The sequence below is a fragment of the Phaeobacter sp. CECT 5382 genome, from assembly GCF_001457775.1.
Lineage (GTDB): Bacteria > Pseudomonadota > Alphaproteobacteria > Rhodobacterales > Rhodobacteraceae > Pseudophaeobacter.
Genome location: NZ_CYSG01000003.1, coordinates 181,036 through 207,276 on the forward strand (window position 1 = coordinate 181,036; position 26,241 = coordinate 207,276).

The window sequence follows — 26,241 nt, forward strand, 5'->3', positions numbered from 1 at the left end:
AAAATGCACAGGGCAGAATCTGGTGCGCGGGTGTAGCCTCTTTGTTAGCCCCGCTGCGAAGGTTTTACGAATTTCCCAACCCAGTTTCGCACGACAGGTGACGCCACCAGAACAACGCAGAACGCAATTGGCCACCCAAACATCCAGGCCTCCAACCAGACTGAGAGGGTCTGAGCTCCCACTCCAACATTTTTCAACGCAGCGACAAGCGTCACGATGCAAGACATCAACCCCGATAGGATCAGGCTGACAACAGCAGGTGCGAAACGGGCAGGGATCATGGCAAAGGCTTCCGATTAGAATGGCAATCACCAGACAAATACATTCCAAAAAGAGAATGTAAATATCACTCTGCCAACTCTCTGACCAAAATCTGAAAGGCCCGCCTTATCCCATCCAGGCGAGACTATCCTCAGTACGCTTGGTCGATGGCGTATATTCGGCACTCACCCAGCCTTGATAGCCGCTGGCATCAATAGCCTGAAACAGCGCGTCAAAATCGACCGGGCCGGTTCCCGGCTCACAACGGCTGGGGGCGGCACCGATCTGGACATGAACCGCCCTATTGCCAAAGCTCTCCCAGACCTGCGCGGCGTCACCGTGGATCATCTGGGCATGATAGGCGTCATACTGCAGACCAACATTTGGCCGATTCACAGCGTCCAGAATCTCTGCTGCCAGATTATAGTCATCCAGAAAATACCCGGGCTGATCCCCGGTATTCAGCGGCTCGATGGTGAACTGCTGTTCCGGCGCGCGATCCGCAGCCCAACGCAGATTTTCGACAAATGTCTCCTGCGCCTCATCGCCCTTGGCATAGCCCGCCATGATATGAATGGCTCCTGCCCCCAGCACGTCCGCATAGCGCAACACCCGCCGAATATCGCGCTGAAAGCGATCGCTGCCGCCAGGCTGTGCCGCATAGCCCGGTGTGCCGCCTGTGTAGTTGGGCGGAGGTGCATTGATCAGCAGCAGCTCGAGATCATGACGCAGCAGCGCCCGCTTGGTCTCTTTTGCGGCCAATTCATAGGGAAACAGGATCTCCACCGCCTTAAACCCTGCGGCGGCTGCCGCAGAAAAGCGTTCCAGATAAGGTAGTTCGGCAAAAAGCATCGAAATATTCGCCGCAAATCTTGGCATTCTGGAGATCTCCTGTCTGTCTGTACCCTTGGTCTAGCTTCGCTCGGCAACTGCGCCAAGCAGAGAAAACAACGCATTTTTTCTAACAATTTGCTGAAACAGAGATGCCAGATCCAGATTTTTTCAGATCCCGGTTTCGCAGAAAACGCCTAGTCTCAGCTCTCGGGTAGCTCCTGCGATGGAATCACCGGAAAGAAAACGCCACCGGACCACAGTCCGAACCAGCCATCATGATGCACGCCAAGATCCACCAGGCGGTAAAAGCTTTTGCGATCAATCAGCGCTTCCAGATCCGCACGCACCAGCACATAGGGCGATGGCTCGCCGGTCTCGGGGTCGCGTTCAACGCGAATCGGATGCGCCGCCCCGGCCTGCATCTGATCCCCGACATGGGTGGTAAAGGTGAGGGTCTGCGCAGCACCGCTGCCATCGGCCTCAAAATCCACCGCAACAAAGGGCGCATCATCCACGGTAATGCCGACCTTTTCCACCGGCGTGACGAGGAAATACTTGCCGTCTTCGCGCTTCAGAATCGACGAGAACAGCTTGACCAGCTCAAAACGTCCGATGGGGGTCCCAAGGTAAAACCAGGTGCCGTCGCGGGCAATCCGCATATCCAAATCACCGCAAAAAGGCGGGTTCCACAGATGCACCGGCGGCAATCCGCCTTTGCCCGCAACCTTGCCTGCCGCATTTATCGACGCCGCAAGCCCATCTGCTGATGGTGTCACAGTTTTTTGTCCACTCATTGTTTTTGCCATTTCTCTCAACCGCGATACACTAAGATCATATATGCGCCGTGAAAGGAATGTCATGTCCGAACCCCACTCCGAACCCGATGATCTGCTGGCTGCCATCGAAACGCTCGAGGCAAAGCTGCAATTGGCGCGGGACTCGATCACCCGCCGCTTTATCGGACAGGAACGCGTGGTCGACCTGACGCTGGCCACCCTGCTGTGTGGCGGCCACGGGCTGCTGGTCGGCCTGCCTGGCCTTGGTAAAACCCGACTGGTAGAAACCCTGTCCACTGTCATGGGCTTAGACGGCAACCGGGTGCAGTTCACCCCGGATCTGATGCCGGCCGATATCCTTGGTTCAGAAGTTCTCGATACCAGCGAAGATGGCAGGCGCGCCTTTCGCTTTGTGCCTGGTCCGGTGTTCTGCCAACTTCTGATGGCGGATGAAATTAACCGCGCCAGCCCCCGCACACAGTCCGCCCTGCTGCAGGCCATGCAAGAACGCCAGGTGACGGTCGCTGGCGAAGATCGCCCGCTGGGACAGCCCTTCCACGTGCTGGCGACCCAGAACCCGATCGAACAGGAAGGCACCTACCCGCTGCCCGAAGCCCAGCTGGACCGTTTTTTGTTTCAGATCGATGTGCCCTATCCCAACCGGGACACCGAACGCGAGATCCTGCTGACCACCACCGGCATCGACGAAGAGGTCGCGCATCAGGTGTTCACCACCGCCGAACTTCTGGAGGCGCAGACCCTGCTCAGACGGATGCCAGTTGGCGACTCGGTGGTCGAAATGATCCTCGATCTTGTCCGCGCCTTCCGACCCGATGAGCCGGGCGTGTCGGACCGGGTGGCCCAGACCGTGGCCTGGGGCCCTGGCCCCCGTGCAGCACAGGCCCTGATGCTGGCGGTGCGCGCCCGCGCCCTGCTGCAAAGCCGCCTCGCCCCCAATGCCGAAGACGTTCTGGATATGGCTCTGCCGGTGCTCAGCCATCGCATGCAGCTCAACTTTGCCGCCCGGGCCCGTGGCGACAACCTCAGTGATCTGATCCAGACCACAGCAGCGGATCTGGCCCAAAACGGAATTGCCGCATGAGCAATCGCACCGGATCAGCGGCTGCAACAGCGCCTTTGCCCCTGCGTGAACGCGCAGAGTCAGAGGCCAGCGCACTGCCGCCGCTTCTGGTGCAGGCGCAGCAGCTGGCGGGATCGGTGCTCAGCGGTGAACACGGGCGCAGGCGGGCCGGACTGGGTGATGATTTCTGGCAATACCGCCCTCTGCAACAAGGGGACAGCCGCCGCATGGTGGATCACCGCCGTTCTGCCCGCGGAGATCTGCAATTTGTTCGGGAGCGGGAGCTCCAGATTGCCCAGACCGTGCATCTATGGGTGGATCAGGGGGCCTCGATGCGCTTTGCCTCAGCACCGGGTCTGCCACAAAAGATCGACCGGGCGCGCCTGTTGGGCCTGGCGCTGTCGATCCTGATGCTGCGCGGCGGTGAACGGGTTGGCCTCACAGGTGGGTCCCTGCCGCCCAGACGCGGCAATCAGCAAGTCCTGCGTCTGGCCGAAGCCTTCGGCCAAGACAACACCGAAGACTACCAGCCCCCTGAAGACCGCGCCATGGCACCGCACGCTCGCGCCCTGTTCATATCAGATTTTCTTGGGCCCTTTGATGCGCTGGAACGCGCCCTATCCAAAGCGGCTGATCGTGGTGTACGTGGCGTCATTCTGCAGGTTCTGGATCCCGCCGAAGAACAGTTTCCCTTTGCCGGGCGCACCCGCTTCGAAAGCGTCACAGGGACGTTCAGTCACGAAACCCTCAAGGCTTCCGCGCTACGGGATCGCTATCTTGACCGGCTCGCGGCGCGTCGTGATGCCCTGGAAAGGCTTTGCCGGGCCGCCGGCTGGCGCCTCGGTCAGCATCACAGCAATGACAGCGCGCTCAGCGCCCTGCTCTGGCTCTACCACGCCATGGATCGGAGCGCCTCATGATTGAGTTGGCCGGTATAGGCTTTGCCAGCCCCTGGCTGCTGCTGGGGCTCTTGCTTCTGCCGCTGCTGTGGATTTTGCTGCGCGCCGTGCCGCCAGCACCCAAACGGCAGGTCTTTCCTGCCGTCACCCTGCTTTTGGGGCTTTCTGATTCCGACAGCCAATCCGACCGCACGCCCTGGTGGCTGCTGTTGTTGCGCTGCATTGCTGTCGCCGCTGCGATCATCGGCTTTGCCGGACCAGTGCTGAACCCCGACAAGACCAGCAGCGCTTCCGGGCCTTTGTTGGTCGTACTTGATGCCTCCTGGGCCGGGGCCCAGAATTGGCAGGCCACGCAAGAGCAAATCTCAATGCGACTGGATGAGGCCGCCGCTGCCAACCGTCGCGTCGCCCTGCTGCAGCTGAGCCGCCCAACAGAGATCCAGTTTCTCGCGGCCACTGCTTGGCAACAGCAACTGCCCGGCGTGATGCCCATGCCCTGGCAACCCGGTCCACAACAGATCCGTTCCAGCCTTGATCAACTAGGCAAGATCCCCGGCGACTTTGACACGCTTTGGGTCAGTGACGGGCTCAGCTATGAAGGGCAGGAGAGCCTCACCCAGGCTTTGGTCGCACGCGGCGCTGTCACCGTTTTGAGCAGTGGCCTGCCGGTCTATGGCCTGCTGCCCGCTCGCTATGTGGATGGGGTGCTTGACCTTACTGTTTTGCGCAGTCAGCTCGCCACCGGGGTGCAGACTGACAGCGTCACACTTCTGGCACGCGGGCGCGATCCCAATGGTACCCAGCGCAATCTGGCGCAGATCACGGCGACCTTCGCGCCGCAGGCAGTGCAGGCCGTGGCTCGTCTCAGCCTGCCAGCCGAGTTGCGCGCCCGCATCGACAGGTTCGAAATTGCCGGTCAACGCTCTGCCGGCGCTGTTGGCTTGAGCGATGACAGTCTGCGGCGGCGTGAGGTCGCGCTGATCAGTTCTGGTGCGGCGGACGAAGGTCTGGCGCTGCTGTCCCCGCTGCATTATCTGCGTAAGGCTTTGGCCCCCAGCGCTGATCTGCTCGAAGGCAGCTTGGGGGATCTGCTGCCCGCCAACCCCGATGTGATCATTCTGGCCGATGTTGCCCGGCTGTCTCCCGATTTAGAAACCAACCTCACGGATTGGGTCCAAGACGGCGGCTTGCTGGTGCGGTTTGCCGGGCCCAGACTGGCTGCCAGCGATACCGCCCGCGACACCGAAGAGCCCCTGATGCCCGTGCGCCTGCGCATCGGAGGCCGCAGCATTGGTGGCGCCATGAGCTGGGGCGAGCCCAAGACTCTGGCGCCTTTTGCGGAAGGATCACCTTTCTTTGGCCTCGGCATTCCGGAAGAGGTTTCCGTCGCCTCGCAGGTGGTGGCGCAGCCAGATCCCCAGCTCGCCGATCGTGTCATTGCCGCGCTCGACGATGGCACCCCGTTGGTCACCCGCAAGCCGCTGGGCCAGGGGCAAGTGGTACTGTTTCACGTCACCGCCAATGCGGAATGGAGCAGCCTGCCGCTGTCCGGTCTATTTGTTCAAATGCTGGAGCGGCTGGCAGTGTCTTCTGCGACAAAACCACCCGAGGCACGCAGCCTCGAAGGCACCAGCTGGCAGCCGATTTCTGTGCTAGATGGGTTTGGCCGCAGCACCGAAGCTGCAACCCTGCCCGGTGTCGCAGGCCCCGATCTGGTCACCGCCCAGGTCGGCCCGGCCTTGCAACCAGGTCTCTATGCAAGCGAAGACCGTCGTCTGGCCCGCAGTGTTTTGCGCGCAGGTGACAGCCTCTCTGTCGCCAGTTGGGGAAGCGGTGTCAGCTTGACGGGATATAGTGCCGTCCGGGAGCAGCCTCTAACCGGAGCCCTTCTGGGGCTCGCACTTGCCCTGCTGGCTTTGGACATCATTGCGACCCTGCTGATCACCGGCCAGCTTGTGCCACCACGCCCGGTTGCCATGATCGCCACACTTGGTCTGGGCCTTGCATTCGCCCTGTCAACGCCAAGGCCTTTGCTGGCGCAAAACAGCTCCCCCCCCCCGCAGACCGAAACGGTGACTGAAACGCAAAGCCCGGCAGAACATGTCGACCGCGCTGCCGAGCTTACTCTGGCCCATGTCCTCACCGGGGATGCACGCGTGGACCGGGTGGCACTGGCCGGGTTGCGTGGCCTGTCGGACACCCTGTTTTTTCGCACCTCGGTCGAGCCATCGAACCCGGTAAGTCTGGATCTTGAACGCGATGATCTCGCGCTTTATCCGCTGCTCTACTGGCCGGTCACAGCGCGCCAGCCGCTGCCTTCGCCCGCAGCCTACGACCGGCTGAATGGCTATCTCAGTTCTGGCGGCATGATCCTGTTTGACACGCGCGATGCCGATCTTGCCAGCACCGGGGCCACCAGTGCTGCGGCACGCCGCCTGCAGCAACTGGCACTGCCGCTGGACATTCCCCCGTTGGAGCCAGTGCCGGGCGATCATGTTCTGACCCGCGCCTTTTATTTGTTGCAGGATTTTCCCGGTCGCCATCCCCGCGGACCTCTCTGGGTCGAGGCCGCCCCGGCGGATGCGCAGCAGATCGAAGGCATCCCGTTTCGCGATCTCAATGATGGGGTGACACCTGTGGTCATTGGCGGCAATGACTGGGCCTCGGCCTGGGCAGTGGACCGCGACGGACGTCCCCTGCTGCCGGTCGGGCGCGGCTATTCCGGCGAACGCCAACGCGAGCTGGCCTACCGCTTTGGCGTCAATCTGGTGATGCATGTGCTCACCGGCAACTACAAGTCCGATCAGGTCCATGTTCCGGCCCTGCTGGAACGGCTGGGGCAATAGGCGCGACAATGACTCAAACCCTGCTCTTTGATCCGCTGCTGCCCTGGCCTATCTTGTGGGTACTGGCTGGGTTTGCGCTCATAACAATTGCACTGGCCGCCTGGCGTCAGCTGCCCGGCTGGGGGCTGCGTGGCCTGGCTGCACTCTGTCTGCTGGCGACCCTCATGGGGCCTTTGGCGCAAAACGAGACCCGGGCACCGCTCAGCGATATCGTTTTGGTCGTCGTCGATGAAACCGCCAGCCAGAAGCTGTCCACCCGTCCCGTGCAGACAGCCCAGGCACGGGTTGACCTGGAGCAGCAGCTGGCCACACGCGCAAATACCGAAACCCGCTGGATCACCCTTAAGGATGATGTGGGCGACGGCGGCACCGCCCTGATGCAAGCCGTTTCGCATGCTCTTGCGGATGAGCCGCAGGGGCGTGTGGCCGGGGTCATCGCGCTTTCGGATGGTCAGGTGCATGACACCGACCAGCAACTTACCCTGCCCGCGCCAATGCACCTGTTGATGACAGGCCAGGCACAGGACTGGGATCGCCGCCTGATCGTACGCAACGCCCCAGCCTTTGCTATCATTGGTGAACCCGTGACACTGACCCTGCGGCTGGAAGACAGTGGCGCAACACCCGAAGACTTCCGGCAGGCACCGCTGGATATCTCGATTGATGGGGCAGCCCCCCAGCGTTTCAATCTGCCTCTGGGAGTAGATTTTGATCTGCCCCTGACACTGCCCCATGGCGGGCGCAACGTGATCCGGTTTTCCACCCCCGAGGCTGCAGGCGAAATCACCGATCGCAACAATTCCGCCCTGGTGCAGATCAATGGCGTGCGCGATCGCTTGCGGGTGCTTCTGGTTTCAGGTGAGCCGCATCCTGGCGGGCGTACCTGGCGTAACCTACTGAAATCGGACAGCTCTGTGGATCTGGTGCATTTCACCATCCTGCGCCCTCCCGAAAAACAGGACGGTGTGCCGGTGGATGAACTGTCGCTGATCGCCTTTCCCACCCGCGAGTTGTTTTTGGAAAAGATCGAAGATTTCGACCTGATCATCTTTGACCGCTACAAACGGCGCGGCATTCTTCCGGCCATATATCTCGACAATGTCGCCAACTACGTCGAAAAAGGCGGCGCGGTTCTGGTGGCAGCAGGGCCGGATTTCGCCAGTGCCTCGTCGATCTATCGCTCGCCCCTGTCGCGCGTGTTGCCCGCGATGCCAACCGCGCGGGTGATGGAACAGGCCTATCGCCCCAAGATCACCGACCTGGGGGAACGCCATCCGGTCACCCTTGGGCTTGACCCAACTCCCGGTGATCTTCCCAGCTGGGGCAGTTGGCTCCGCCAGATCGAGGTCACAGCCCCCGAAGGCCATGTTTTGATGAGCGGCGTCAATGATCGCCCTTTGCTGGTTCTGAACCGGGTTGCCGAAGGCCGCGTAGCCTTGCTGGCCTCGGATCATGCCTGGCTCTGGAGTCGGGGCTATCAGGGGGGCGGACCGCAACTGGAGCTGCTGCGCCGCCTTGCACACTGGATGATGAAAGAGCCAGAGCTCGAAGAAGAGATGCTTTGGGCAGAAGTAAGCGGTCAAAACATGCAGATCTTTCGTCGCCGTATGGAGGGCGCAGCTGGCAAGCTGACGATCACCGCCCCCGACGGCAGCGAGGCAGAAGTCCCCTTGCAAGAGCGCGCACCGGGACTGTGGGAAGCGCAGTACTTGGGCGACCAGCAAGGTCTGTATCGCCTGCGTGAAGGCGATGTAAGCACCGTCGTTGGCCTAGGCCCGGCAGCCCCGCGCGAATTCCAAGACCCGCTTGCCACTGACACGGTGCTGGCCCCGGTGATCGCGCCCCTGCGCGGTGGCCTCATGTCGATCGAAGGCGGGGTGCCGAGGCTGCGGGATGTGAAACCGGGCCGCCCGGCTGCCGGGCGCGGCTGGATCGGCCTGACGCCGCGTGCTGCTTATGAAACCCTGTCTGTCTCGCAAAGCCAGCTGCTGCCGGCTTGGCTTGGCCTTTTGTTGGTTGCCGGCCTCGCACTGGCCGCCTGGTTACGTGAGGCGCGTCGCTAGGAAGTCGTCTGAAAAACCTGCCGAATTAGTCGATCCGCACGGAAACCTGACCACTGCGACCGGAGCTGTCGACCACCGACAGGCTGGAAAACCCGGTACCGGGATTGGGAACCTCGAACTCACGTCGGTGCTGCCCTTTGGCCAGCACACGCCCGTCCGCCAGCAGGGTAAAGGGGGCGGTGCCGCCGCGCAGTTTCACCACAAGTGCGTCGCCCGCCAGATCCAGCCGAGCCCCTTCCGGTGGAAACAGAACCTTTGGGTCGGCGCTGTCCTGCGCAAAGGCCGCATCCCGGCTGCGAAACCGCCGCAGGGGGAGCGGCAACTCGGCGGCAGTTACAATCAGCGTCGCCGTAGGTGGCGCGCGGTGTTGCGCGAAATCCGGTTTCAGCCGACCAAAGGCCTCGAACAACACAGGCGCTGCCAGATCGCCACCAAAGGCCCCCGGCACGGGCGTGCCATCAGCGCGCCCCATCCAAATGCCAATCACATGACGCCCGTCCCAGCCGATGGCCCAGGCATCACGATGACCATAGGAGGTGCCGGTTTTATAGGCCAGCACCCCGGCCCGCGCACCTGGCGGCGGTGCCAGACCTCGCAGGATATCGCTCAGCTGCCAGGCCGCCACATCCGAGATCACCCGTGGCAATGCAACAGGCAACGTGCCTTGCCGCACCCGCAGCGTCAGCCCCTGACCGCCTGCTGCCAGCCCTGCATAAATCTGCACCAGATCCTGCAGCGACGTGCCGATGCCGCCAAGACTGATCGCCAGTCCTGGCTTGCCGCCAGGCAAAGCAGGCCGCGCACCTGCACGACGCAGGGCTGCCAACAGCTGTGCCGGACCCAGCTCGCGGGTGAGTTTCACAACCGGGATATTCAGCGACTGCTGCAAGGCAGCCCGCACCCGCAGATCTCCCCGGAAAACCCCATCGAAATTCTGCGGTGCGTAGCCATCGATCTCGATTGGCCCGTCGTGGATCAGGCTTTCGGGATGCACCAGCCCCTGATCAAAAGCGAGCCCGTAGACCAGCGGCTTCAAGGTTGAACCCGGCGACCGCAGCGCCTGGGTCATATCGACAAATCCCTGCCGTCCGCTGTCCTCGTATGAGGGCGATCCAACCGAGGCCAGTATTTCGCCGGTCTGATGGTCCACCGCCATGAGCGCCGCCGAGATCCGTGGCCCTGCCCGGGCAGCAGCCGTCTGAACAAGATGCTCCATCTTGGTCTGGATTTCTGCATCCAGTGTCAGGGAAAGGCGGGTCTGAGCTGGCGCCTCTACGATAACACGATCCGCCAGATGCGGTGCCAGCCGTGGAAAGCGGCGCATCTGTCTTGGGACACCTGCCTGCAGGGCAACGGCGACCTCGGCCTGCGATATCAGATCCTGTTTCACCAGTCGCACCAGCACCCGGTTGCGGGCTGCCACCGCCGCGCTATGCGCCCGGTCCGGGCGGCGTTGCTCTGGCGACTGTGGCAACGCGACCAGCAGTGCTGCTTGCGATGGCGTCAGGCGTTTGGGCTCTTTGCCGAACCAGGCAAGGCTCGCGGCGCGCAGCCCTTCGAGATTGCCGCCATAGGGCGCATGGGTAAGGTACAGTCGCAGGATCTGTTGCTTGCTCAGACGGTGTTCCAGCGCCAGTGCCAGACGCATCTGACGTAGCTTGCCGGCCCAGCGTCCGGTGCTGCCATCCTCCAGCAGGCGCGCCAGCTGCATCGTCAGGGTAGAGCCGCCTGAAACCGCACGCCCATTCCAAATCGCCTGCCCCACCGCGCGCAGCATCGCACGGGGGTCAACGCCCGCATGGCTGTAAAACCGCTTGTCCTCATAAGCGATGAGCATTGCCAGAAACAGCGGGTCGACCTCGTCCAGTGGCAGGGACATGCGCCAGATGCCATCCGCCACCGGATAGACCCGCAGCAAAGCCCCGTTGCGGTCCAGCACCTCGGTCGAGGTTTCCGCCAGAGTGATCGGCAGCTCCGTCGTCGCGACCCAGCGATCAAAGGCTCTGGTGCCCGTCAGCAAGGCCACTGCCAAAGCAACAGGTGCAAGAAGCCACCACAGACGGCGGCGCCCTGATGAAGTGGCGTCCGTCACCGGACCTCAACCCGGCTCGCAGCGGTATGTGCTCGGTAAGCCGGGCGATACATGTCCTCGACCTGTGCTGCCGGAAGATGGAAGACACCCGGCGTTACCGCACGGGCAATATAGGCCAAAGTCACCGGTTTGTGGCCTTTAACATCTATGGCCGCCAGAAACCGGTCACTGCGGAATTCGGCATGCTCGGCCTCGGCCAGCTTCAGCCAGTCCAGATCTCGCAGATCCCCCGAGCGCAGCAGATTGGGGTTGTCGATCTCAAGACCCGCAGCAAGCGGATCATTGACCATCAGTCGCGCGCCGACCGTCTCATGCGGAGTGATCCGCAGCACGGTGACAAAGCGTGCCCCCATCTCGAAACTGCTCCCGTCAAGCTCTTGCCCATCTAGCGCATAGAAGCTGCGATCAATTGTATATCCATAGCCGCCTGCCGGTGGTGCCACCTCTGGCACCCCAAGCGTGGTCAGGGTCAGATCTGTGGCCGCACCCGATGCGGTGGAAATGGCCTGATCCACTGCAGCGCCATCTTCCATGATCTGCACCATCGGGCCTTGCGTGGGCTGGCCATTCACCAACAGGCCCGATTCTTCGGGATGTTTGATCAGGGCATGGGCCGCCAGCAGCGTCCAGCTGGCCTCTTGGGTGGACATCTGGCTGGCATCGCGCAGCAACGGTCGCGTCAGGCTCTCGTGGCTTATGGCCTCGGATCCGGCCTCGACCAGCAGGGCAAGGACAGCAGCGGCATCCCGGCGATGAGTGCCATAGTCAGCCCGCCAGACAGGTGTTTCCCCCTTGGCCTGCCGCAGCAGTTCACCGGCACGGGCAAACATCCGGTCCGCCCGGCGCTGATCACCATAGGCTGAAAGGGCCGCGCCCAGCTGCGCCGCCGCCAGAGGGGTGGCAAAGGCTTTCGCCTTCACATCAGCATAGTAGCGCAGATCGCCCATGGCTGCGGCCCCTTCACGGGACAGAACCAGTAGCGCATAGGCGATATCCTCGCCACCGTGATCAAAGTCCGAGGCGTAGTTGATGCGGTTGCGCAGATTATCCATGGCACGGGCAAAGGCGGCTTCGGGCACTGCATGCCCCTGCACGCGGGCCCGTGACAAAAAGTCAGAGGTATAGGCATCCAGCCAAAAGTCCCCGCTTTCGGCCCGCCACAGCCCAAAAGCACCATTGCTGGCCTGTCGGGTCAGAACCCGGCGAATGGCGGCCTGAATGCGCGCGTCGACCAGAGGACCTTTGCCCAGCCCCATCGCATCGGCCACCGAAGACAGATAGAGCAGCGGCATCGCTTTCGAGGTCACCTGTTCGGTGCAGCCATAGGGGTATTGATCCAGACTGGCCAAAAGCCCCGGCACATCGAATTTCGCCAGCGGCCCGGCAGACAGAACTGCCCGCGCGGTGCCCGGTCTGAGCCCGTCAAAAACATCACTGGTGAAATGAAATGTGCTGCCTTTTTCAAGAGTGAGGCGCCGGGTCGTGGCAACCACCGGATTATTGGCCCGCACCGGCAGGCGCAGCACCTGTGTCAATGCCTTGCCATCCGGCGTTGTCAGCGACAGCACCACCTCAGGGTCGCCCACTTCGATCGCGGTGACCGGCAGTTCCAGCACTGCCTTGCCCTGATCCGCCAATGTGATCGATCCCGGCAAGGCACCAAGCGAGAGCCCGGCGCCAAGGCTGCTTGCCAACAGGGTCATCTCGCCGCTCGGCCCATCGGCATGCACCAGTTCAATGCGTACGCGGCTTTGATCTCCGGGGGCCAGGAACCGCGGCAGTGCCGCTGTCACCACCACCGGATCGCGCACCAGCATGTCGGCCTCGGCCTGACCAACAGCGCGCTGCGACCAGGCGATGGCCATGACCCGCACCGTGCCGTTGAAAGCCGGTAGATCCATCGGAAAGGCGACCTGCCCTGCGGCGTCAACCTGCAAGGGACCAGAGAAGAACGCCACCAGATCCTGCGTCGGAGGCGGCGATTGCATCTGCATGCCACGGTTTGCGTCACCGCCAGACCGGATCTGCCCGAGCACCCCATTGCCCGGATCGATCAAGCGACCATAAAGATCACGCAGCTCCATGCCGAGACGCCGTTGGCCATGGTAGTATCCACTGGGGTCAGGGCTTTCAAAGCCCGTAAGGTTGAGGATCCCCAGATCCACAGCCGCAAGCGTCAGCCAGACCTCTTCGCCGGGCTGCGCCCCAGATACCGTTACCTGCGCCACTTCTTGGTGGCGCGGGCGCGCCACTTCCGGCACTGCGATACTGACAGACAGTTCCTGCCCCGGCTGTTCCACGCGCGCATGCGCCAGCCCCAATGCCCGCGTAGGTGTGCGACTTGCCTGGCCCGAAAGTGGCTGCAGCACCATCGCCGTGACATAGGCCCCACTGCCCCAATCCTTGCTGACCGTGAGGGGGATGATCGCCTCGCCTGCCTGAACCTCGACCGCGTGACGTTCGATCACTCTATTGGACAGCACAGAGATCAGCGCGGTACCCGCGCTTTGCGATACCAGACGCAGCTTGGCAGTGTCTCCGGGCTGATAGCTGTCGGTATCCAGCGACATCTCCAACCGGTCCGGTGTGGCAGAGCCATCCGCCGGGGCATACCAGCCCGCGTAAAAATCAACTGCTGCTTCGACATAATCACCATCAAGCCGTTCCACCACCAGCTCGTATCGGCCCCAGTTTACCGGCTTGGACAGAACCAGCGGATCCGCGCCCAGCGTGACTTCGCCCGAGGCCACCGCATGGCGGCGCGTGCTCGGCTCCCAGTTCCAATTGCCATAGAGCTGATACCAGTGGTAGCGGGTCTCGACCCGGTTGAGGCTCCATTTCACCCGCATCGGCTGTGGGTTCAGCTGTTCCGACAGAGCGATCAGCTCGAAGCCTGCTTCGGTGCCCTCGGCCACTACATCCTCAAACAGCGGCTTGATACCAAGGATGGGGCCTGCGGGTTGCACCGCCAGGTCCAGGCTGCGTTCCACCGGGCGCCCGGATCCATCCGCAAGCCGGGTTATGACAGAAACCTGCAGCGGCATGCCCATTGTTTCGGTTTCAGGCAGATCAACGGTCAGACGCGCCTTGCCTTCGGCATCGGTGACATCGCCACCGAAATAGCTGCTTTGACTGTTGCGCGCCGCATCATAGCGGCCAAAGCGATAACCAGGCCATTTTGCCAGTTCCGCGGTCGGGCGCAGGCGCAGATCACCATCGATGGTCAGATCCGCTCCAGGTGCGCCAAAGAGATAGCGCGCAGAGATCTCCAGCTGGGCGGCCTCACCAGGGCGCAAGATGGCAGCATTTGTGATCTGCTGTTCGAAATCTATCCGTTCGGGCAGGAAATCCTCTACCAGGATCTGACGGCTGGCCAGCGCCGGTGCCTTTGGGTCGCTCTTGATATCCAGCCGCCAGGTGCCACGTGGGGCCGAGGTTCCCACGGGCAAGGCAAAGACATGACCGCCCATCTTGTCGCCGCTCGAGATATGACGACTGTATTCGACCCCATCGGGTCGGGTCAGGATGGCGCTTAGCGGCAGATCTTCGATGGCCTGCGCGGCACCATCACGGGTCAAGACCGTGACATGAAGGGTCTCACCTGCGCGGTAGGCACCGCGATCCGTGGCCAGAAACACATCCACGGGCCCCGGCGCCGGACGCCCCTCGACGCCGCGGTCCGACAGGTCAAAGGCTGCATCTTTCAGCGATAGAAAGGCAAAATCATCCTCGCCTTGTTGCGCCAGAACCATGGCCGGAGCGGCCCCTGCCCGCCCACGGGACAGGCCGGGAGCAAAATGCGCATAGCCAGTGACATCGCTGACCGTTGTGCCCAGCACCGCATTGGCATTGGAGATCAGCGTCACCTTAACCCCCGCGCGGGGGTTTGCATCCGTCAGGCCCTGGACCTGCACATGCAGCCCATCGCTGCCTGCCATGCTGCTCAACCCCAGATCTGTCAGCACAAACCACTGGGTGGCACCGGGATCGTCATAGGGGTCTGCCCCGGGAATACGCGCCGACAGCGCATAGATGCCCACTGGCTGATCGGCGATCGCCTCGACCAGAGGCAATCGCGTGGTCATGTCCTGGTTCAGCTCATTTTGCAGCACCGCGCTGCCGGTCCAGACCTCTTCGGCGATGTCACTGGCAAAATGTTCTTCCTGCCATTGCGACAGGGGACGGCCAAAATAGCCATCCTGAATGCTGCGCAACAGGTTACGGTCACTGATACGACGCAGGCGCAGATCTATTTCTGTCAGGTTGACGCTTTCAATCGGCAAGGCTGCCTGATCGCTTTTGGCCAGCACATAGGCCCGCCCGGGAAACCGCACTGACGGGCTGCGATCCCCAATGTAATGCGTCAGCTCCACGTCCTTGAGCAGGGCTTCGCCACTGCTGGCAGGAAGGCCCCGGCGCAGCGTCAGGGTGTAGCGATTGCCGTGCTGCAAGCCATCAACGCAAAGCTGTCGCCCCTCAGCTGAGGCAACAAGCCCCGGATCCGGCAGTTTAACGTAATCCCCATAGCTGATACCACTGCGCACCAAATCTTCAGAGAATTCAACACAGATGCGCGGCGCGGCACTGTCGTTTTCGACCTGACTATCTGTGATGCGAAAACCATATTTGGCAATCGCCTTGTCCAACATGCGCGCCGTATCGCGACGCGGGAACCGGTCTTGCGCCAGACGCAGCATCGGCAACATGTCACGACCACGTCCCAATGCCTCCAATGCCTGCGCAGCAGCAATCAGGCCGTTGGCCTGCACCGCCTCAGAAGGGGCGCGCAGATAAGCATTTAGTCCGGCGACAAGCGCCTGACCGCGTGTCTGATTTTTGTTGCGTTTTTTGGCATTGCCATAGTCCAGCAAAACTGCGGAGTATTCCGCCCAAAGCCCAGCTTCGTCGCTCAACGCAACGGCCTGTCCTAGCCAGCGCAGCGCCGCCTGATAATTTCCGGCCCGTGCCTGTGCCTGCCCCGCAGCCACCATGTCGTCAAGCCCGGCGTCACCCGCCGGATAGCGCAGCGCTATTTGCTCGGCTTCGCGATAGGCGAGGACCAGATCCTGTTCGTTTAGAAATTCCAGTGCCTTGGCCCTGTTCCCCCCCTGCGCCAGCAGCTCCGGAGATTGTTGCTGTTTCAGCGCAGAGATCGCTCCAACATATGGCGAGGGCGTCTGCATGCTTTGCTTTGGGAAACAGGCATTGGATCGGGCATTGAAAGAAAACCCGGCGCAGGCCTCTTGTGCCGAGCAGGCTCGCTGGCAGGAGGCCAGATCCGTTTCAAAGAGCGCCTGCAGATCAGACCCAAAATAATCAGTATCGGCCAATGTCTGATAGCGCAGCGGCGGAATCGCCTGGCTCTCCTGAGCGGAGGCAGCGGATGATCCGCCAATGAATACGAAGCTTAAAGACAGTAACCCTAAGATGATAAGAACAAAACGCGTCATAAAATAACCTGGCATGACTTCCTCCCAAATCCCTCACAGGCTGACACGGGCTTAACGCCATAGCAAGAAGTTAGCGGGTAAGACTCAGCCTCGACATTTAATTTCTGGCACAGCTTTCGGCACCTTCTTTTTCATGGAGCCGGTTTGATTTTTGGTGGAGCACGCAGGGATGAGCCTTGCTGACAAAATCGCGGAAGAACGCCGGGCACGACTGGCGGCAGAACGGTTGCTTGAGCTGAAGCAGGCCGAGCTGACAGCCGCGAATCGAAAGCTTGGCCGCCACGCCCTGGCCCTGACCAAACAAATCGGTGCCTCGCAAGCAGAAGTTGCCACCGTTCGGGACGAAAATGCCAAGGTCAAATCCGACCTCAGCATGGCAAACGAAAAAATCGAAAAGGCCGAGCGACGCCTTTGGCACTCGATTCAGGCCTTTCAGGATGGTTTTGCCTTTTTCGATGCCGACAGCCAGCTCATCGGTGCCAATACCGCCTACTTGAATAATTTTGACGGGCTAGAGGAGGTCACACCGGGGATTTCCTATGTCCGTATCCTGCAGATCCTCACCGATGAAGGACTGGTCAATACCGGGGAGATGAAACCGGATGCCTGGCGCGCCATGATGACAGATCGCTGGATGTCATTGTCCCCCAATCCGATCGTCGTTCAGCTCTGGGATGATCGCTATCTGCGTCTGATTGACCAACGTGGGCACGGCGGCGATATGGTCAGCCTGGCCCTCGATATCACCTCGACAGTCCACTACGAAGAAGAGCTGCGCAGCGCCCGCGAACATGCTGAGGCCGCCAACCGGGCCAAATCCGCCTTCCTGGCCAATATGTCTCATGAGATCCGCACGCCGATGAACGGGGTTGTCGGCATGGCAGAGCTGCTCAGCGATACGGAACTGTCCGAAGAACAAAAACTCTACGCCAATACCATCCGCAATTCCGGCGAAGCTCTGCTGGTGATCATCAACGACGTTCTCGACTACTCCAAGATCGAGGCCGAAAAACTGGTGCTGCACGAAGAACCCTTTGATCTGGAACGCTGCATCCATGAAATCGTCATGTTGTTGCAGCCCAATGCGCGGGAAAAGGGTCTGACCATGCTGGTCGACTATGATCTCTTCCTGCCAACGCGGTTTGTTGGCGATCCCGGGCGCATCCGACAGGTTCTGACCAATCTGGCAGGCAATGCGGTCAAATTCACCAGTCAGGGCCATGTCACGCTGCGGGTCACCGGCATTTCAAACCCGGACGAACACACATGTTCGGTGCATTGCCTGATCGAAGACACCGGCATTGGCATTCCCGCAGAGAAAATCGACCACGTCTTTGGCGAATTCAACCAGGTTGAAGATGAGCGCAATCGCAAGTTCGAAGGCACCGGCCTGGGGCTGGCAATTTCCAAGCGCCTGATCGAATTGATGGACGGCGAAATTTGGGTGGAAAGCGACGAGGGCAAAGGCTCCTGCTTCGGCTTCCGCATTCCGCTGCCTATTGTCGAGGGCCCCTACGCCGCGACACCCAATCTTCCCGAAAGCCTGCGCCATATCCTGCTGGTCGATGATTCTGCATTGAATTGCGAAATTCTGCAGCGCCAGCTCATGCTGCTGGGGATCGAGGCCACAACGACTGATAGCGTTGCCGCCGCGATGGAGATAATGAGCGATACCTTTGATCTGGTGATTTCTGATCATGCCCTGCCCGGCGGTGGCGGCCTGCAGTTGGCGCGGAAGCTGCGGCAAAGCCAATGGCAGGAAATACCGATCCTGCTACTGTGTAGCAATCTCCATGAATTTGCCGCCAACGACATCAAAGAACTGCAGTTGGAGCTCCTGCCCAAGCCGACCCCGAGGGACGAGCTTTTTGCCAAGCTCGCGAGCCTGGGGGCACAGCTATCCACACTGGACCAAAGCGCCGATCAGCCTGATACAGCGGCGGCACCCGGAACCGCAGTCCCGGTATCAGACGTCCCAGCAGCAGTCCCACAATCTGTTGGATCAGATCCTGTCGTACCGCCCCCCAGCGGTGAGTCTGAACCAGAACCACATGTGCAAACGCTGGAAGAAGCCTATGCCGCCGACAATGCCGCAGCAGCATCGGTCGCGCCCCCTGCATCACAGATCCCGGCGGAAACCAGCGCACCGCGAATGCGCATCCTGGCCGCCGAGGACAACAAAACAAATCAGCTGGTGTTTCGCAAAATGGTCAAGGCGCTCAATATCGATCTGCGCTTTGCCAACAACGGGCTTGAGGCCGTCGCGCTTTATCAGGATTTCGAGCCAGATCTGATCTTCATGGATATCTCGATGCCTGAAATGGATGGCAAAGAGGCCACCGGTGCCATTAGAAAGATCGAAGAAAAAACCGGTCGTCACGTGCCGATCGTCGCGCTCACCGCCCATGCCATGAGCGGTGACTCCGAAGGTATTCTGGCCGCAGGTCTGGATTTCTATCTGACCAAACCACTGCGCAAGGCATTGATCGTCGAACGCATCCTGGAACATGTTCCAGAAAACGTCTCGCCGGTCGAAATTACCTCTGCAGCCTGAACCAAAGCCCCGTCTGGCACCCCATCAGATCCAAATTCTACTGTGCGTTCCGCAGAAACACCGGCTTCAAAGGCTCCGACAATTGCGGCTGATAGGCATAGCCACCGCTGTCAAACTCCTGCAGCGCTGCAACGTCCTGCAACCGGTTTTGTATCACGTAGCGCGCCATCGCCCCCCGTGCCCGTTTGGCGTAAAAGCTCACGACCTTTGGCGTACCGTTCTTGTTTTCCATAAAGACCGGCGTCACCACCTGTAGCTTCAGCGCTTTCAAATCCACCGCGCCAAAATATTCCTGGCTGGCACAGTTCACCAAAATCTGCGCGCCCACGGCTTCTGCCTGCGCATTCAGCGCCTCTGAAATCTGGCTGCCCCAGTATTCATACAGGTTCTTGCCACGCGGATTTTTCAGCCGTGACCCCATCTCCAACCGGTAGGGTTGCAGCGCATCCAGCGGACGGAACAGACCATAAAGCCCTGAAAGAATGCGAAAATGATCTTGAGCCCAGGCCATTTCATCTGGATCGAGCGAGGCCGCTTCGAGTCCCTGATAGGTGTCGCCGGCAAAGGCCAGCGCTGCAGGTCGCAGGTCTTCGTTTTTGGGGTCTTCGGAAAAGTCGCGAAACCGGTCATAGTTGAGCTTGGCCAGATCCTCGCTGATATGCATCAGCTTCATCAGCTCGGCTACTGTCAGCTCGCGCGCCACGGCGTTCAGACGGATCGCATCATCCTGAAACGCAGGAAAGGTCATGTCCATGTTCCGCTCCGACCAGTCCAGTTTCTTGGCCGGGGATACCACTACCAGCATCGCGCTCTCCTCTGAATGTTTCTGCTTTGTTTCCGCTCCAAGACTTAATCACTCTGATGCAAAACGTCCAGAAAAGCTGGCAAGAATCTCTCGGCCCGGCGTTCGCCTAGCAGCATCGTGATGCCGCGCTCATCCTCCGGCCGCATCTGCGCTAGTTTTGCCAGCATTGCGGCCGGACAGCTGAGCGGCTTCAGAGTGCCACAAGCCCCGCGCAATAGCTGCGTCTGCGCGTCCATCAGCGCATCATAGGTCGTGCCGGCCCCCTCGCGTGTGGCCAGTTTGCGCCGGGCAGGGTGCAGCTGTTCGATGGCACCAGTGATCACCGCAAGGAATTCATCGCCATAGCGTTCCAGTTTTTTGGCACCAACGCCACCGATCCGCGCCATCTGATCCAGGGTTTCTGGCCGGGTTTCCGCCATCTCGATCAAGGTCTTGTCGTTGAAAACCACATAGGCCGGCACTTTCTGCGCCTCCGCCAGGGCGCGACGCTTGGCTTTGAGCGCCGACATCAAGGGCGCGTCCTCTTCCGAGACCAGCGCCTTGACTGCCGGGCGGCGATCAGCCGATTTTATGGTATCTTTGCGCAGGGAGATCTGAGCATCGCCCTTTAGCACCGGCAGGGCTGCGTCAGTCAGGCGCAGCGCACCATGGCGTTCGGGATCCGGGCGCACCAGATCATGCCCCATCATCTGGCGAAAAACAGCTTGCCACTGGCGCTTGCCATATTCCTTGCCACAGCCGAAGACCGACAGATCGTCATGGCCCTTTTCCCGCACCCGGTCCGTTTGGTTGCCATAGAGAATGTCGATGAGATGGCCCGCGCCATAGGTCTCGTTGGTGCGCAGAATGGCCGAAAGTGCTTTTCGCACTGCTGTAGTGCCGTCAAAAACCTCCACCGGGCTGTCACACAGATCGCAATTGCCGCAGGGCTCTGACTCTTCTTCAAAATATTTGAGCAGGTTTTGACGGCGACAGGTCAGCGCCTCAGCCAGCCCCAGCAGGGAGTTCAGCCGCGCGTGGTCAGCGGAGCGGCGTTCCGGCGGGGCAAGCCCTTCGTCGATCTGATTGCGGCGTAGGCGGATGTCCTCGGGGCCAAACAGCGTCAGAGTTTCAGCCGGGGCGCCATCGCGCCCGGCGCGGCCGATCTCCTGATAATAGGCTTCAATGCTTTTGGGCAGATCGGCATGGGCGACCCAGCGGATGTCCGGCTTGTCGATGCCCATGCCAAAGGCCACCGTTGCCACCACGATCAACCCATCCTCGCGCGCAAAACGGGTTTCGACATCCCGGCGTTCCCCGGCCTCCATACCACCATGATAGTGACAGGCGGCATGGCCTGCATCGCGCAGGGCACGGGCCAGATCTTCGGTCTTGGCACGGGTGCCACAATAGACAATGCCAGACTGGGTTTTACGCGCCCCGGCAAAGTCGAGGATCTGCCGGCGCGGCCCATCCTTGGCGGCAAAGGCCAGATGGATATTAGGCCGATCAAAGCCGCGCAGAAAGGCGCGGGGCGCCTGGCCGCTGAACAGCTTGCGCACGATCTCTTCGCGGGTCTCGGAATCAGCCGTGGCGGTAAAGGCCGCGAGCGGCACATCCAGCGCCTGACGCAGCTCTCCGATGCGCAAATAGTCGGGGCGGAAATCATGGCCCCACTGGCTGACGCAGTGCGCTTCGTCCACCGCTATGAGGCTCACATTGATGCGATGCAACATCCCCAGCGTCGCCCCCGAGGCCAGACGTTCGGGCGCCATGTACAAAAGCTTCAGCTCGCCCGCTTCAATGGATTGCCAGACGGCTTCGGTCTCTTCTTCGGTATTACCTGAGGTCAGCGCGCCTGCATTGACCCCGACGGCCTGAAGGGCGCGCACCTGATCGCGCATCAGCGCAATCAGCGGCGAGATCACCACGGTGATGCCTTCGCGTTGCAGCGCGGGCAGCTGGAAGCAGAGTGATTTGCCGCCGCCCGTAGGCATGATGGCCAGCACGTTTTCCCCTGCGGTCACCGCATCAACGATTTCTTCCTGACCAGGGCGAAAGGCATCAAAGCCGAATATATCGCGCAGCAGGGGCGAGGCGGCAGAACTGCCCATCTCACTGCCCATCTCTTGGGTCGCTGGCGCGGCTGTCATCGGGGAGGCCTCATCGAGTCTGTTCTGCGGTTATGTGCTGCTCTGGTTTGAGCGCCACAATCCCACAGCTCGATTCGGGCGGCAAGAGCAAGGGGCAAAGCTTTACGCTTCACCCCTTCACTTTTACCCGAACGATCCCCTGAAACTAAGTGCAAAGGATGTGTCGTGGCGGCCTAGTAGAAGGACGCCATATTATTCTGGATGATGATCCGCAGCGCATAGACCGCGATCAGCACCACCAAAGGTGCCAGATCCACGCCGCCAAGATTGGGCATAAATCGGCGTACGGGGCCATAAAGCGGCTCAAGAATACGCTGCAACATGTACCAGATCTGGCTGACCAGTTGCTGTTGCAGGTTCAGGACCTGGAAATTGATCAACCAGCTCATGATCACATGCGCGATGATGAAGAACCAGACGATGTCCAGGATCAGCAGCAGAATTTGAAACAGAGAGAGCATTCTTTACCTCTTTGGAATATCGACCCTACAGGTAAGCAGCCCGCCCGATTTGTGCAAGGCTTCCGCGAGGTTGCAGTTGACCACTGGTTAATCGGTGGCAAGAGGGGCACATTCCCACAGGAGAGTATCCCGATGTTTCCGATTTTCCGCCTGATCAAAGACCTTTTGAAGGCGCGCCGCATGTCACCAATGGGTCTTACTGAAACCCATGTCTCCAGCCATATCTGCTGGCCTTGGGATCTGGACATCTGGATGGAGCTGAACAATGGCCGCGCCATGACGCTCTATGATCTGGGGCGCACCATGCAGGCACAGCGGGTCGGGCTGATTGGGGCGCTCAGGCAAAACCGCTGGGGCATGACGGTGGCGGGCACCACAGTGCGGTTTCGCCAGCGCATTCGCGGCTTTGAACGGTTTGAAATGCGCAGCCGCGCCGTGGCCTGGGATGACAAATTCATCTATCTGGAACAGTCGATGTGGAAGAAGAATGGCACCTGCGCCAGCCATGTGATGCTGCGCACAGCGCTCACCGATCAAAATGGCATCGTGCCGCCCGCAAAGGTACTGGAGCGCATGGGGCTGAGCGGCACCGCAACCCCCGCAATGCCCGACTGGATCGACGCCTGGCGCGCGGCTGATGCGCAACGTCCCTGGCCGCCAATGCAAGAGGGGCTTGCTTAGCGCATCACTCCTCTGTCTTATCGCCGGTAACAAACACTCGCGGGGACAGAATGAGCGAAATTTCCATGCGCAAGCGCATCTGGGGCTGGTGGTTCTTTGACTGGGCCAGTCAGCCCTATCATACGCTGCTGGTCACCTTTGTCTTTGGCCCCTTTTTTGCCGCCGTTGCCGCCAATTTCTACATGAGCGAAGGGCTGGAATCCGAAGCCGCCAAGGCGCAGGCCCAGACCATGTGGTCGATGGGACTGACCGTGACGGGATTGCTCATCGGCTTTGGCGCGCCTTTTATTGGCGCTTTGGCTGATATTTCAGGACGAAAGCGTCCCTGGTTGCTGGGCTTTTCTCTGATGTATGTTCTTGGTGCCGCAGGTATCTGGTTCATGAACCCTGACGGTAGCAATCTCTGGGCAATGCTGGCCTGTTTCGGCCTCGGCTTTATCGGCGCCGAATTCGCACTAATCTTCGCCAACTCGCAGCTTCCAAGCCTTGGCGACAAAGACGACGTCGGCGCCATCTCTGGCTCTGGTTTTGCCTTTGGCTATCTCGGCGGCGTGCTGGCGCTCTTCATCATGCTGCTGCTTTTCGTCGAGCAGGGGTCCGGCAAGACCCTGATCGGACTGGATCCGTTGCTGGGACTGGACGCTGAGGCCCGCGAGGGCACCCGCGCCGTCGGTCCCTTCACCGCGCTTTGGTTCCTGGGCTTCATGGTGCCCTATTTCCTATGGGTCAAAGACGATGCCCGCACCGGAAAACGTGGCACTCTGGGCGAAGCAGTCAGTCTGGTTATTACCTCGGTCAAGGCCCTGCGTCGGCGCGCCAGTCTGGCACGCTATCTCGGCTCCTCCATGCTGTACCGCGATGCACTAAACGGGCTCTATGGATTTGGCGGCGTCTATGCCAGCCTAGTCCTGGACTGGGAAATCACCCTCATCGGGATCTTTGGCATCATCTCCGCGATTGCAGCAGCCATGTTTAGCTGGGTCGGTGGCATAGCCGATAAACGCTACGGCCCCAAACCTGTCATTGTCGCCGCAATCTTGGTGCTGACCCTGGTCTGCATCACTGTGGTGAACATGTCGCGTGAGTCGCTCTTTGGTCTGCAATTGGCCGAAGGCTCCACGCTACCCGATGCGATTTTCTTTGGCTGCGGCATGCTGATCGGAGGTTTCGGCGGAATCTTGCAGGCCGCCAGCCGCAGCCTGATGGTGCGTCATACCGATCCTGCAAAGGCCACCGAGAGCTTTGGTCTTTACGGTCTGTCCGGTCGCGCCACCGCCTTTTTGGCACCGGCCCTCATCGGGGTTGCCACAACCCTGACCGGTAGCGCACGATTGGGCATCACCCCGGTGATCTTCCTCTTTCTACTGGGGTTGATTCTCTTGCACCGGGTGGAGGCACAGGGAGATCAGGGTTGAAACGGTTTTTAGCAGGTTTTTGTTTTATCATCGCATTGGTCGCATCACTTGGCTTTGAGGCAGGCGGAGCAGCGAATGCCGCGACCCCGGCCAAACAGTTGTTTGGGGCCAAGGCGTCCGGATCGCAACAGGCTCCAGCTTCTTATGGCTCTTATGCCAAGGGCTGCGTCGCAGGCGCAGTACAGCTGCCGGAAACCGGCCCCACCTGGCAAGCCATGCGCCTGTCGCGAAACCGCAACTGGGGGCACCCTGAAACCGTTGATTTCATACGCAAACTCAGTCGGTTTGCCGCCAAACAGCCCGGCTGGGACGGCTTGTATATCGGCGACATCAGCCAGCCGCGTGGCGGGCCAATGCTATCGGGTCACCGCAGCCATCAGGTCGGTCTCGACATTGACATCTGGATGCGCCCGGCGGATCGGTTGAATTATAGCCGTGCCCAGCGCGAGAAGATCTCGTCAATTTCCATGCGTCGCTCCAAGGGCGCCTATGTCAACAGCGCCTGGAGCAGCGCCCACCACGAGATCCTCAAGGCCGCCGCCAAGGACAAACGCGTAGCACGGATCTTTGTCTTCCCGGGCGCCAAGGTCCAGATGTGCAAGGATGCCAAAGGTGATCGGCGCTGGCTGCGCAAAATCAGGCCCTGGTGGGGACATCACTACCATTTCCACGTGCGTCTCGCCTGTCCGCGCGGTGCTCGTGGCTGTACCGATCAGGATCCGCCGCCCCGCGGTGACGGCTGTGATGCGGCGCAACAATGGGTCAATGACATCCTCAGCCCGCCGCCGCCGAAACCTGTTGACCCCAATGCGCCAGCCCGTAAACCCAGGCGGGAATACTCCCTGTCGGATCTACCCAAACAATGCGCCGCCGTCTTACAATCAAACTGAGCCTAGGGCTGGCCCTCGTCACAGGGCTGGCCGCTGCCGCAAGCGCACTTGGCATCGGTCAAGATAGACCAGAAAAACAGGGTCATCGCAACGCAGCCCAACTGGTCGGTGCCTTTACCTGGCACGCCGAGCCAGACTGGTTTGGCGGTTTTTCAGGTATCGAAGTCTCGGCAGATGGCCGCGAGATGACAGTTCTGAGCGACCGCGCCACTCTGGCACGCGCACGCCTTCACCGCACGGGCGGGGAAATCTCCGCTGTCCAATTACAAAGCGCCCAGCACCTGCGCTCTTCCAAAGGGGCCCTTCTGAGGGGCCGAATTGTCGACAGCGAAGGGCTGGCTGTCGCGGGGGATGGATCGCTCTACATCTCGTTCGAAGGTGTGTCCCGCGTGGTCCATCACAAACGGGACACGGCACGGGCACGGGTTCTTGCGCGCCCCAAAGCGTTTCGCAAATTACCACTGAACAAGGCACTGGAAGCCCTGGCTATCGATGCAAGAGGGCGTCTTTACACCCTACCAGAGAATGCCCCCAATGCCGCAGGAGACATCCCAGTCTGGCGCTGGGAAGAAGGTCGCTGGAGCCAGCCCTTTGCCCTGCCGCGCCACGGTGGATTTTTGCCGGTCGGCGCCGATTTCGGCCCTGATGGGCGGTTCTACCTGCTGGAACGCAACTTCGTGTTCATTGGCTTTCGCAGCCGCATCAGACGCTGGGATATCACCGACCAGGGCCCCCAGAACGAGACCACACTGCTGGAAACAGCTACCGGGCTGCACGATAACCTCGAAGGCCTTTCGGTCTGGCAGGATGGCAGCGGCAACCTGCGTGCAACGATGATTTCCGACGATAATTTCCGCTCATTGCAACGGACGGAGCTGGTGGAATACATCCTGCCCGCTGGCACCTCTCGGTAAAACTGGCACCTCTCGGTAAAAACGTCTCGAACCCTTGCTAGGGCCTTACTCGGACCTTGGACTGACCCGTTGACCTCTCCACGATCG

Annotated in this window: 17 protein-coding genes; 9 read left to right on the forward strand and 8 right to left on the reverse strand. The window is 60.7% G+C overall.

Going from position 1 to position 26,241, the window contains the following annotated elements:
- Positions 1–44: 44 nt before the first annotated feature.
- The 3 genes from PH5382_RS04630 to PH5382_RS04640 all read right to left on the reverse strand — a co-directional run bounded on the left by PH5382_RS04630 (position 45) and on the right by PH5382_RS04640 (position 1,889).
- Positions 45–281, reverse strand: a complete 237-nt coding sequence (locus PH5382_RS04630; protein ID WP_058333186.1) for a DUF2798 domain-containing protein — start codon at positions 279–281, stop codon at positions 45–47.
- A 106-nt stretch (positions 282–387) separates the two neighbouring features.
- Entirely contained in the window at positions 388–1,140 is a 753-nt protein-coding gene (locus PH5382_RS04635) for a hydroxypyruvate isomerase family protein (RefSeq protein WP_058333187.1), read from the reverse strand.
- A 155-nt stretch (positions 1,141–1,295) separates the two neighbouring features.
- The gene (locus tag PH5382_RS04640) at positions 1,296–1,889 is read right to left on the reverse strand and encodes a DUF1285 domain-containing protein (RefSeq protein ID WP_058333332.1); all 594 of its coding nucleotides are present in this window, start codon (positions 1,887–1,889) and stop codon (positions 1,296–1,298) included.
- 43 nt (positions 1,890–1,932) lie between these two features.
- On the opposite strand from PH5382_RS04640, the gene PH5382_RS04645 reads away from it, so the two are divergent.
- The 4 genes from PH5382_RS04645 to PH5382_RS04660 are packed head-to-tail and all read left to right on the forward strand — an operon-like array spanning position 1,933 to position 8,760.
- On the forward strand, positions 1,933–2,973 hold the full coding sequence (locus PH5382_RS04645) for an AAA family ATPase (protein ID WP_231751791.1): 1,041 nt from the start codon (positions 1,933–1,935) through the stop codon (positions 2,971–2,973).
- On the forward strand, positions 2,970–3,872 hold the full coding sequence (locus PH5382_RS04650; protein WP_058333189.1) for a DUF58 domain-containing protein: 903 nt from the start codon (positions 2,970–2,972) through the stop codon (positions 3,870–3,872). The genes PH5382_RS04645 and PH5382_RS04650 overlap by 4 nt, the downstream gene beginning before the upstream one ends.
- Positions 3,869–6,697: a DUF4159 domain-containing protein gene (locus PH5382_RS04655; protein WP_058333190.1), complete on the forward strand. Its 2,829-nt coding sequence runs from the start codon at positions 3,869–3,871 to the stop codon at positions 6,695–6,697. Before PH5382_RS04650 ends, PH5382_RS04655 begins: the two co-directional genes overlap by 4 nt.
- An 8-nt stretch (positions 6,698–6,705) precedes the next feature.
- Positions 6,706–8,760, forward strand: a complete 2,055-nt coding sequence (locus PH5382_RS04660) for a hypothetical protein (protein WP_058333191.1) — start codon at positions 6,706–6,708, stop codon at positions 8,758–8,760.
- A gap of 25 nt (positions 8,761–8,785) precedes the next feature.
- Here the strand turns inward: PH5382_RS04660 and pbpC are convergent, their stop codons facing one another.
- Positions 8,786–10,786, reverse strand: coding sequence for a penicillin-binding protein 1C (gene pbpC / locus PH5382_RS04665; protein WP_306341242.1), 2,001 nt, complete (start codon positions 10,784–10,786; stop codon positions 8,786–8,788).
- A gap of 62 nt (positions 10,787–10,848) precedes the next feature.
- Positions 10,849–16,317: an alpha-2-macroglobulin family protein gene (locus tag PH5382_RS04670; RefSeq protein ID WP_231751792.1), complete on the reverse strand. Its 5,469-nt coding sequence runs from the start codon at positions 16,315–16,317 to the stop codon at positions 10,849–10,851.
- 154 nt (positions 16,318–16,471) lie between these two features.
- On the opposite strand from PH5382_RS04670, the gene PH5382_RS04675 reads away from it, so the two are divergent.
- The gene (locus PH5382_RS04675) at positions 16,472–18,856 is read left to right on the forward strand and encodes a response regulator (RefSeq protein WP_058333192.1); all 2,385 of its coding nucleotides are present in this window, start codon (positions 16,472–16,474) and stop codon (positions 18,854–18,856) included.
- Between the two features lie 37 nt (positions 18,857–18,893).
- On the opposite strand, the gene yaaA is transcribed toward PH5382_RS04675, so the two are convergent.
- From yaaA to PH5382_RS04690, 3 genes are all read right to left on the reverse strand, one after another.
- Positions 18,894–19,661: a peroxide stress protein YaaA gene (yaaA, locus tag PH5382_RS04680; RefSeq protein WP_058333193.1), complete on the reverse strand. Its 768-nt coding sequence runs from the start codon at positions 19,659–19,661 to the stop codon at positions 18,894–18,896.
- Positions 19,662–19,705: 44 nt separating this feature from the next.
- Positions 19,706–21,754, reverse strand: coding sequence for a DNA helicase RecQ (recQ, locus tag PH5382_RS04685; RefSeq protein ID WP_156414838.1), 2,049 nt, complete (start codon positions 21,752–21,754; stop codon positions 19,706–19,708).
- Positions 21,755–21,966: 212 nt separating this feature from the next.
- Positions 21,967–22,254 carry a YggT family protein gene (locus PH5382_RS04690; protein WP_058333195.1) on the reverse strand — a complete coding sequence of 96 codons (288 nt, stop codon included), beginning with the start codon at positions 22,252–22,254 and terminating at the stop codon, positions 21,967–21,969.
- 132 nt (positions 22,255–22,386) lie between these two features.
- Here PH5382_RS04690 and PH5382_RS04695 point away from each other — a divergent pair, with 132 nt between their 5' ends.
- From PH5382_RS04695 to PH5382_RS04710, 4 genes are read left to right on the forward strand one after another with little or no spacing between them, the layout of a single operon-like run.
- On the forward strand, positions 22,387–22,935 hold the full coding sequence (locus PH5382_RS04695; RefSeq protein ID WP_058333196.1) for an acyl-CoA thioesterase: 549 nt from the start codon (positions 22,387–22,389) through the stop codon (positions 22,933–22,935).
- 50 nt (positions 22,936–22,985) lie between these two features.
- Positions 22,986–24,350: an MFS transporter gene (locus tag PH5382_RS04700; RefSeq protein WP_058333197.1), complete on the forward strand. Its 1,365-nt coding sequence runs from the start codon at positions 22,986–22,988 to the stop codon at positions 24,348–24,350.
- Between the two features lie 35 nt (positions 24,351–24,385).
- The gene (mepA, locus tag PH5382_RS04705; protein ID WP_231751793.1) at positions 24,386–25,240 is read left to right on the forward strand and encodes a penicillin-insensitive murein endopeptidase; all 855 of its coding nucleotides are present in this window, start codon (positions 24,386–24,388) and stop codon (positions 25,238–25,240) included.
- Positions 25,213–26,154 (forward strand): esterase-like activity of phytase family protein, encoded by a 942-nt coding sequence (locus PH5382_RS04710; RefSeq protein WP_058333198.1) that lies wholly within the window; start codon positions 25,213–25,215, stop codon positions 26,152–26,154. Before mepA ends, PH5382_RS04710 begins: the two co-directional genes overlap by 28 nt.
- The last annotated feature ends 87 nt before the right edge of the window (positions 26,155–26,241 follow it).

Excerpts from the sequence above, each read along its gene's own strand:
- PH5382_RS04630 (WP_058333186.1), bottom strand. The coding sequence starts at position 281 with ATGATCCCTGCCCGTTTCGCACCTGCTGTTGTCAGCCTGATCCTATCG.
- PH5382_RS04635 (WP_058333187.1), bottom strand. The coding sequence starts at position 1,140 with ATGCCAAGATTTGCGGCGAATATTTCGATGCTTTTTGCCGAACTACCT.
- PH5382_RS04640 (WP_058333332.1), bottom strand. The coding sequence starts at position 1,889 with ATGAGTGGACAAAAAACTGTGACACCATCAGCAGATGGGCTTGCGGCG.
- PH5382_RS04645 (WP_231751791.1), top strand. The coding sequence starts at position 1,933 with ATGCGCCGTGAAAGGAATGTCATGTCCGAACCCCACTCCGAACCCGAT.
- PH5382_RS04650 (WP_058333189.1), top strand. The coding sequence starts at position 2,970 with ATGAGCAATCGCACCGGATCAGCGGCTGCAACAGCGCCTTTGCCCCTG.
- PH5382_RS04655 (WP_058333190.1), top strand. The coding sequence starts at position 3,869 with ATGATTGAGTTGGCCGGTATAGGCTTTGCCAGCCCCTGGCTGCTGCTG.
- PH5382_RS04660 (WP_058333191.1), top strand. The coding sequence starts at position 6,706 with ATGACTCAAACCCTGCTCTTTGATCCGCTGCTGCCCTGGCCTATCTTG.
- PH5382_RS04670 (WP_231751792.1), bottom strand. The coding sequence starts at position 16,317 with ATGCCAGGTTATTTTATGACGCGTTTTGTTCTTATCATCTTAGGGTTA.
- PH5382_RS04675 (WP_058333192.1), top strand. The coding sequence starts at position 16,472 with ATGAGCCTTGCTGACAAAATCGCGGAAGAACGCCGGGCACGACTGGCG.
- yaaA (WP_058333193.1), bottom strand. The coding sequence starts at position 19,661 with ATGCTGGTAGTGGTATCCCCGGCCAAGAAACTGGACTGGTCGGAGCGG.
- recQ (WP_156414838.1), bottom strand. The coding sequence starts at position 21,754 with ATGGGCAGTTCTGCCGCCTCGCCCCTGCTGCGCGATATATTCGGCTTT.
- PH5382_RS04690 (WP_058333195.1), bottom strand. The coding sequence starts at position 22,254 with ATGCTCTCTCTGTTTCAAATTCTGCTGCTGATCCTGGACATCGTCTGG.
- PH5382_RS04695 (WP_058333196.1), top strand. The coding sequence starts at position 22,387 with ATGTTTCCGATTTTCCGCCTGATCAAAGACCTTTTGAAGGCGCGCCGC.
- PH5382_RS04700 (WP_058333197.1), top strand. The coding sequence starts at position 22,986 with ATGAGCGAAATTTCCATGCGCAAGCGCATCTGGGGCTGGTGGTTCTTT.
- PH5382_RS04710 (WP_058333198.1), top strand. The coding sequence starts at position 25,213 with ATGCGCCGCCGTCTTACAATCAAACTGAGCCTAGGGCTGGCCCTCGTC.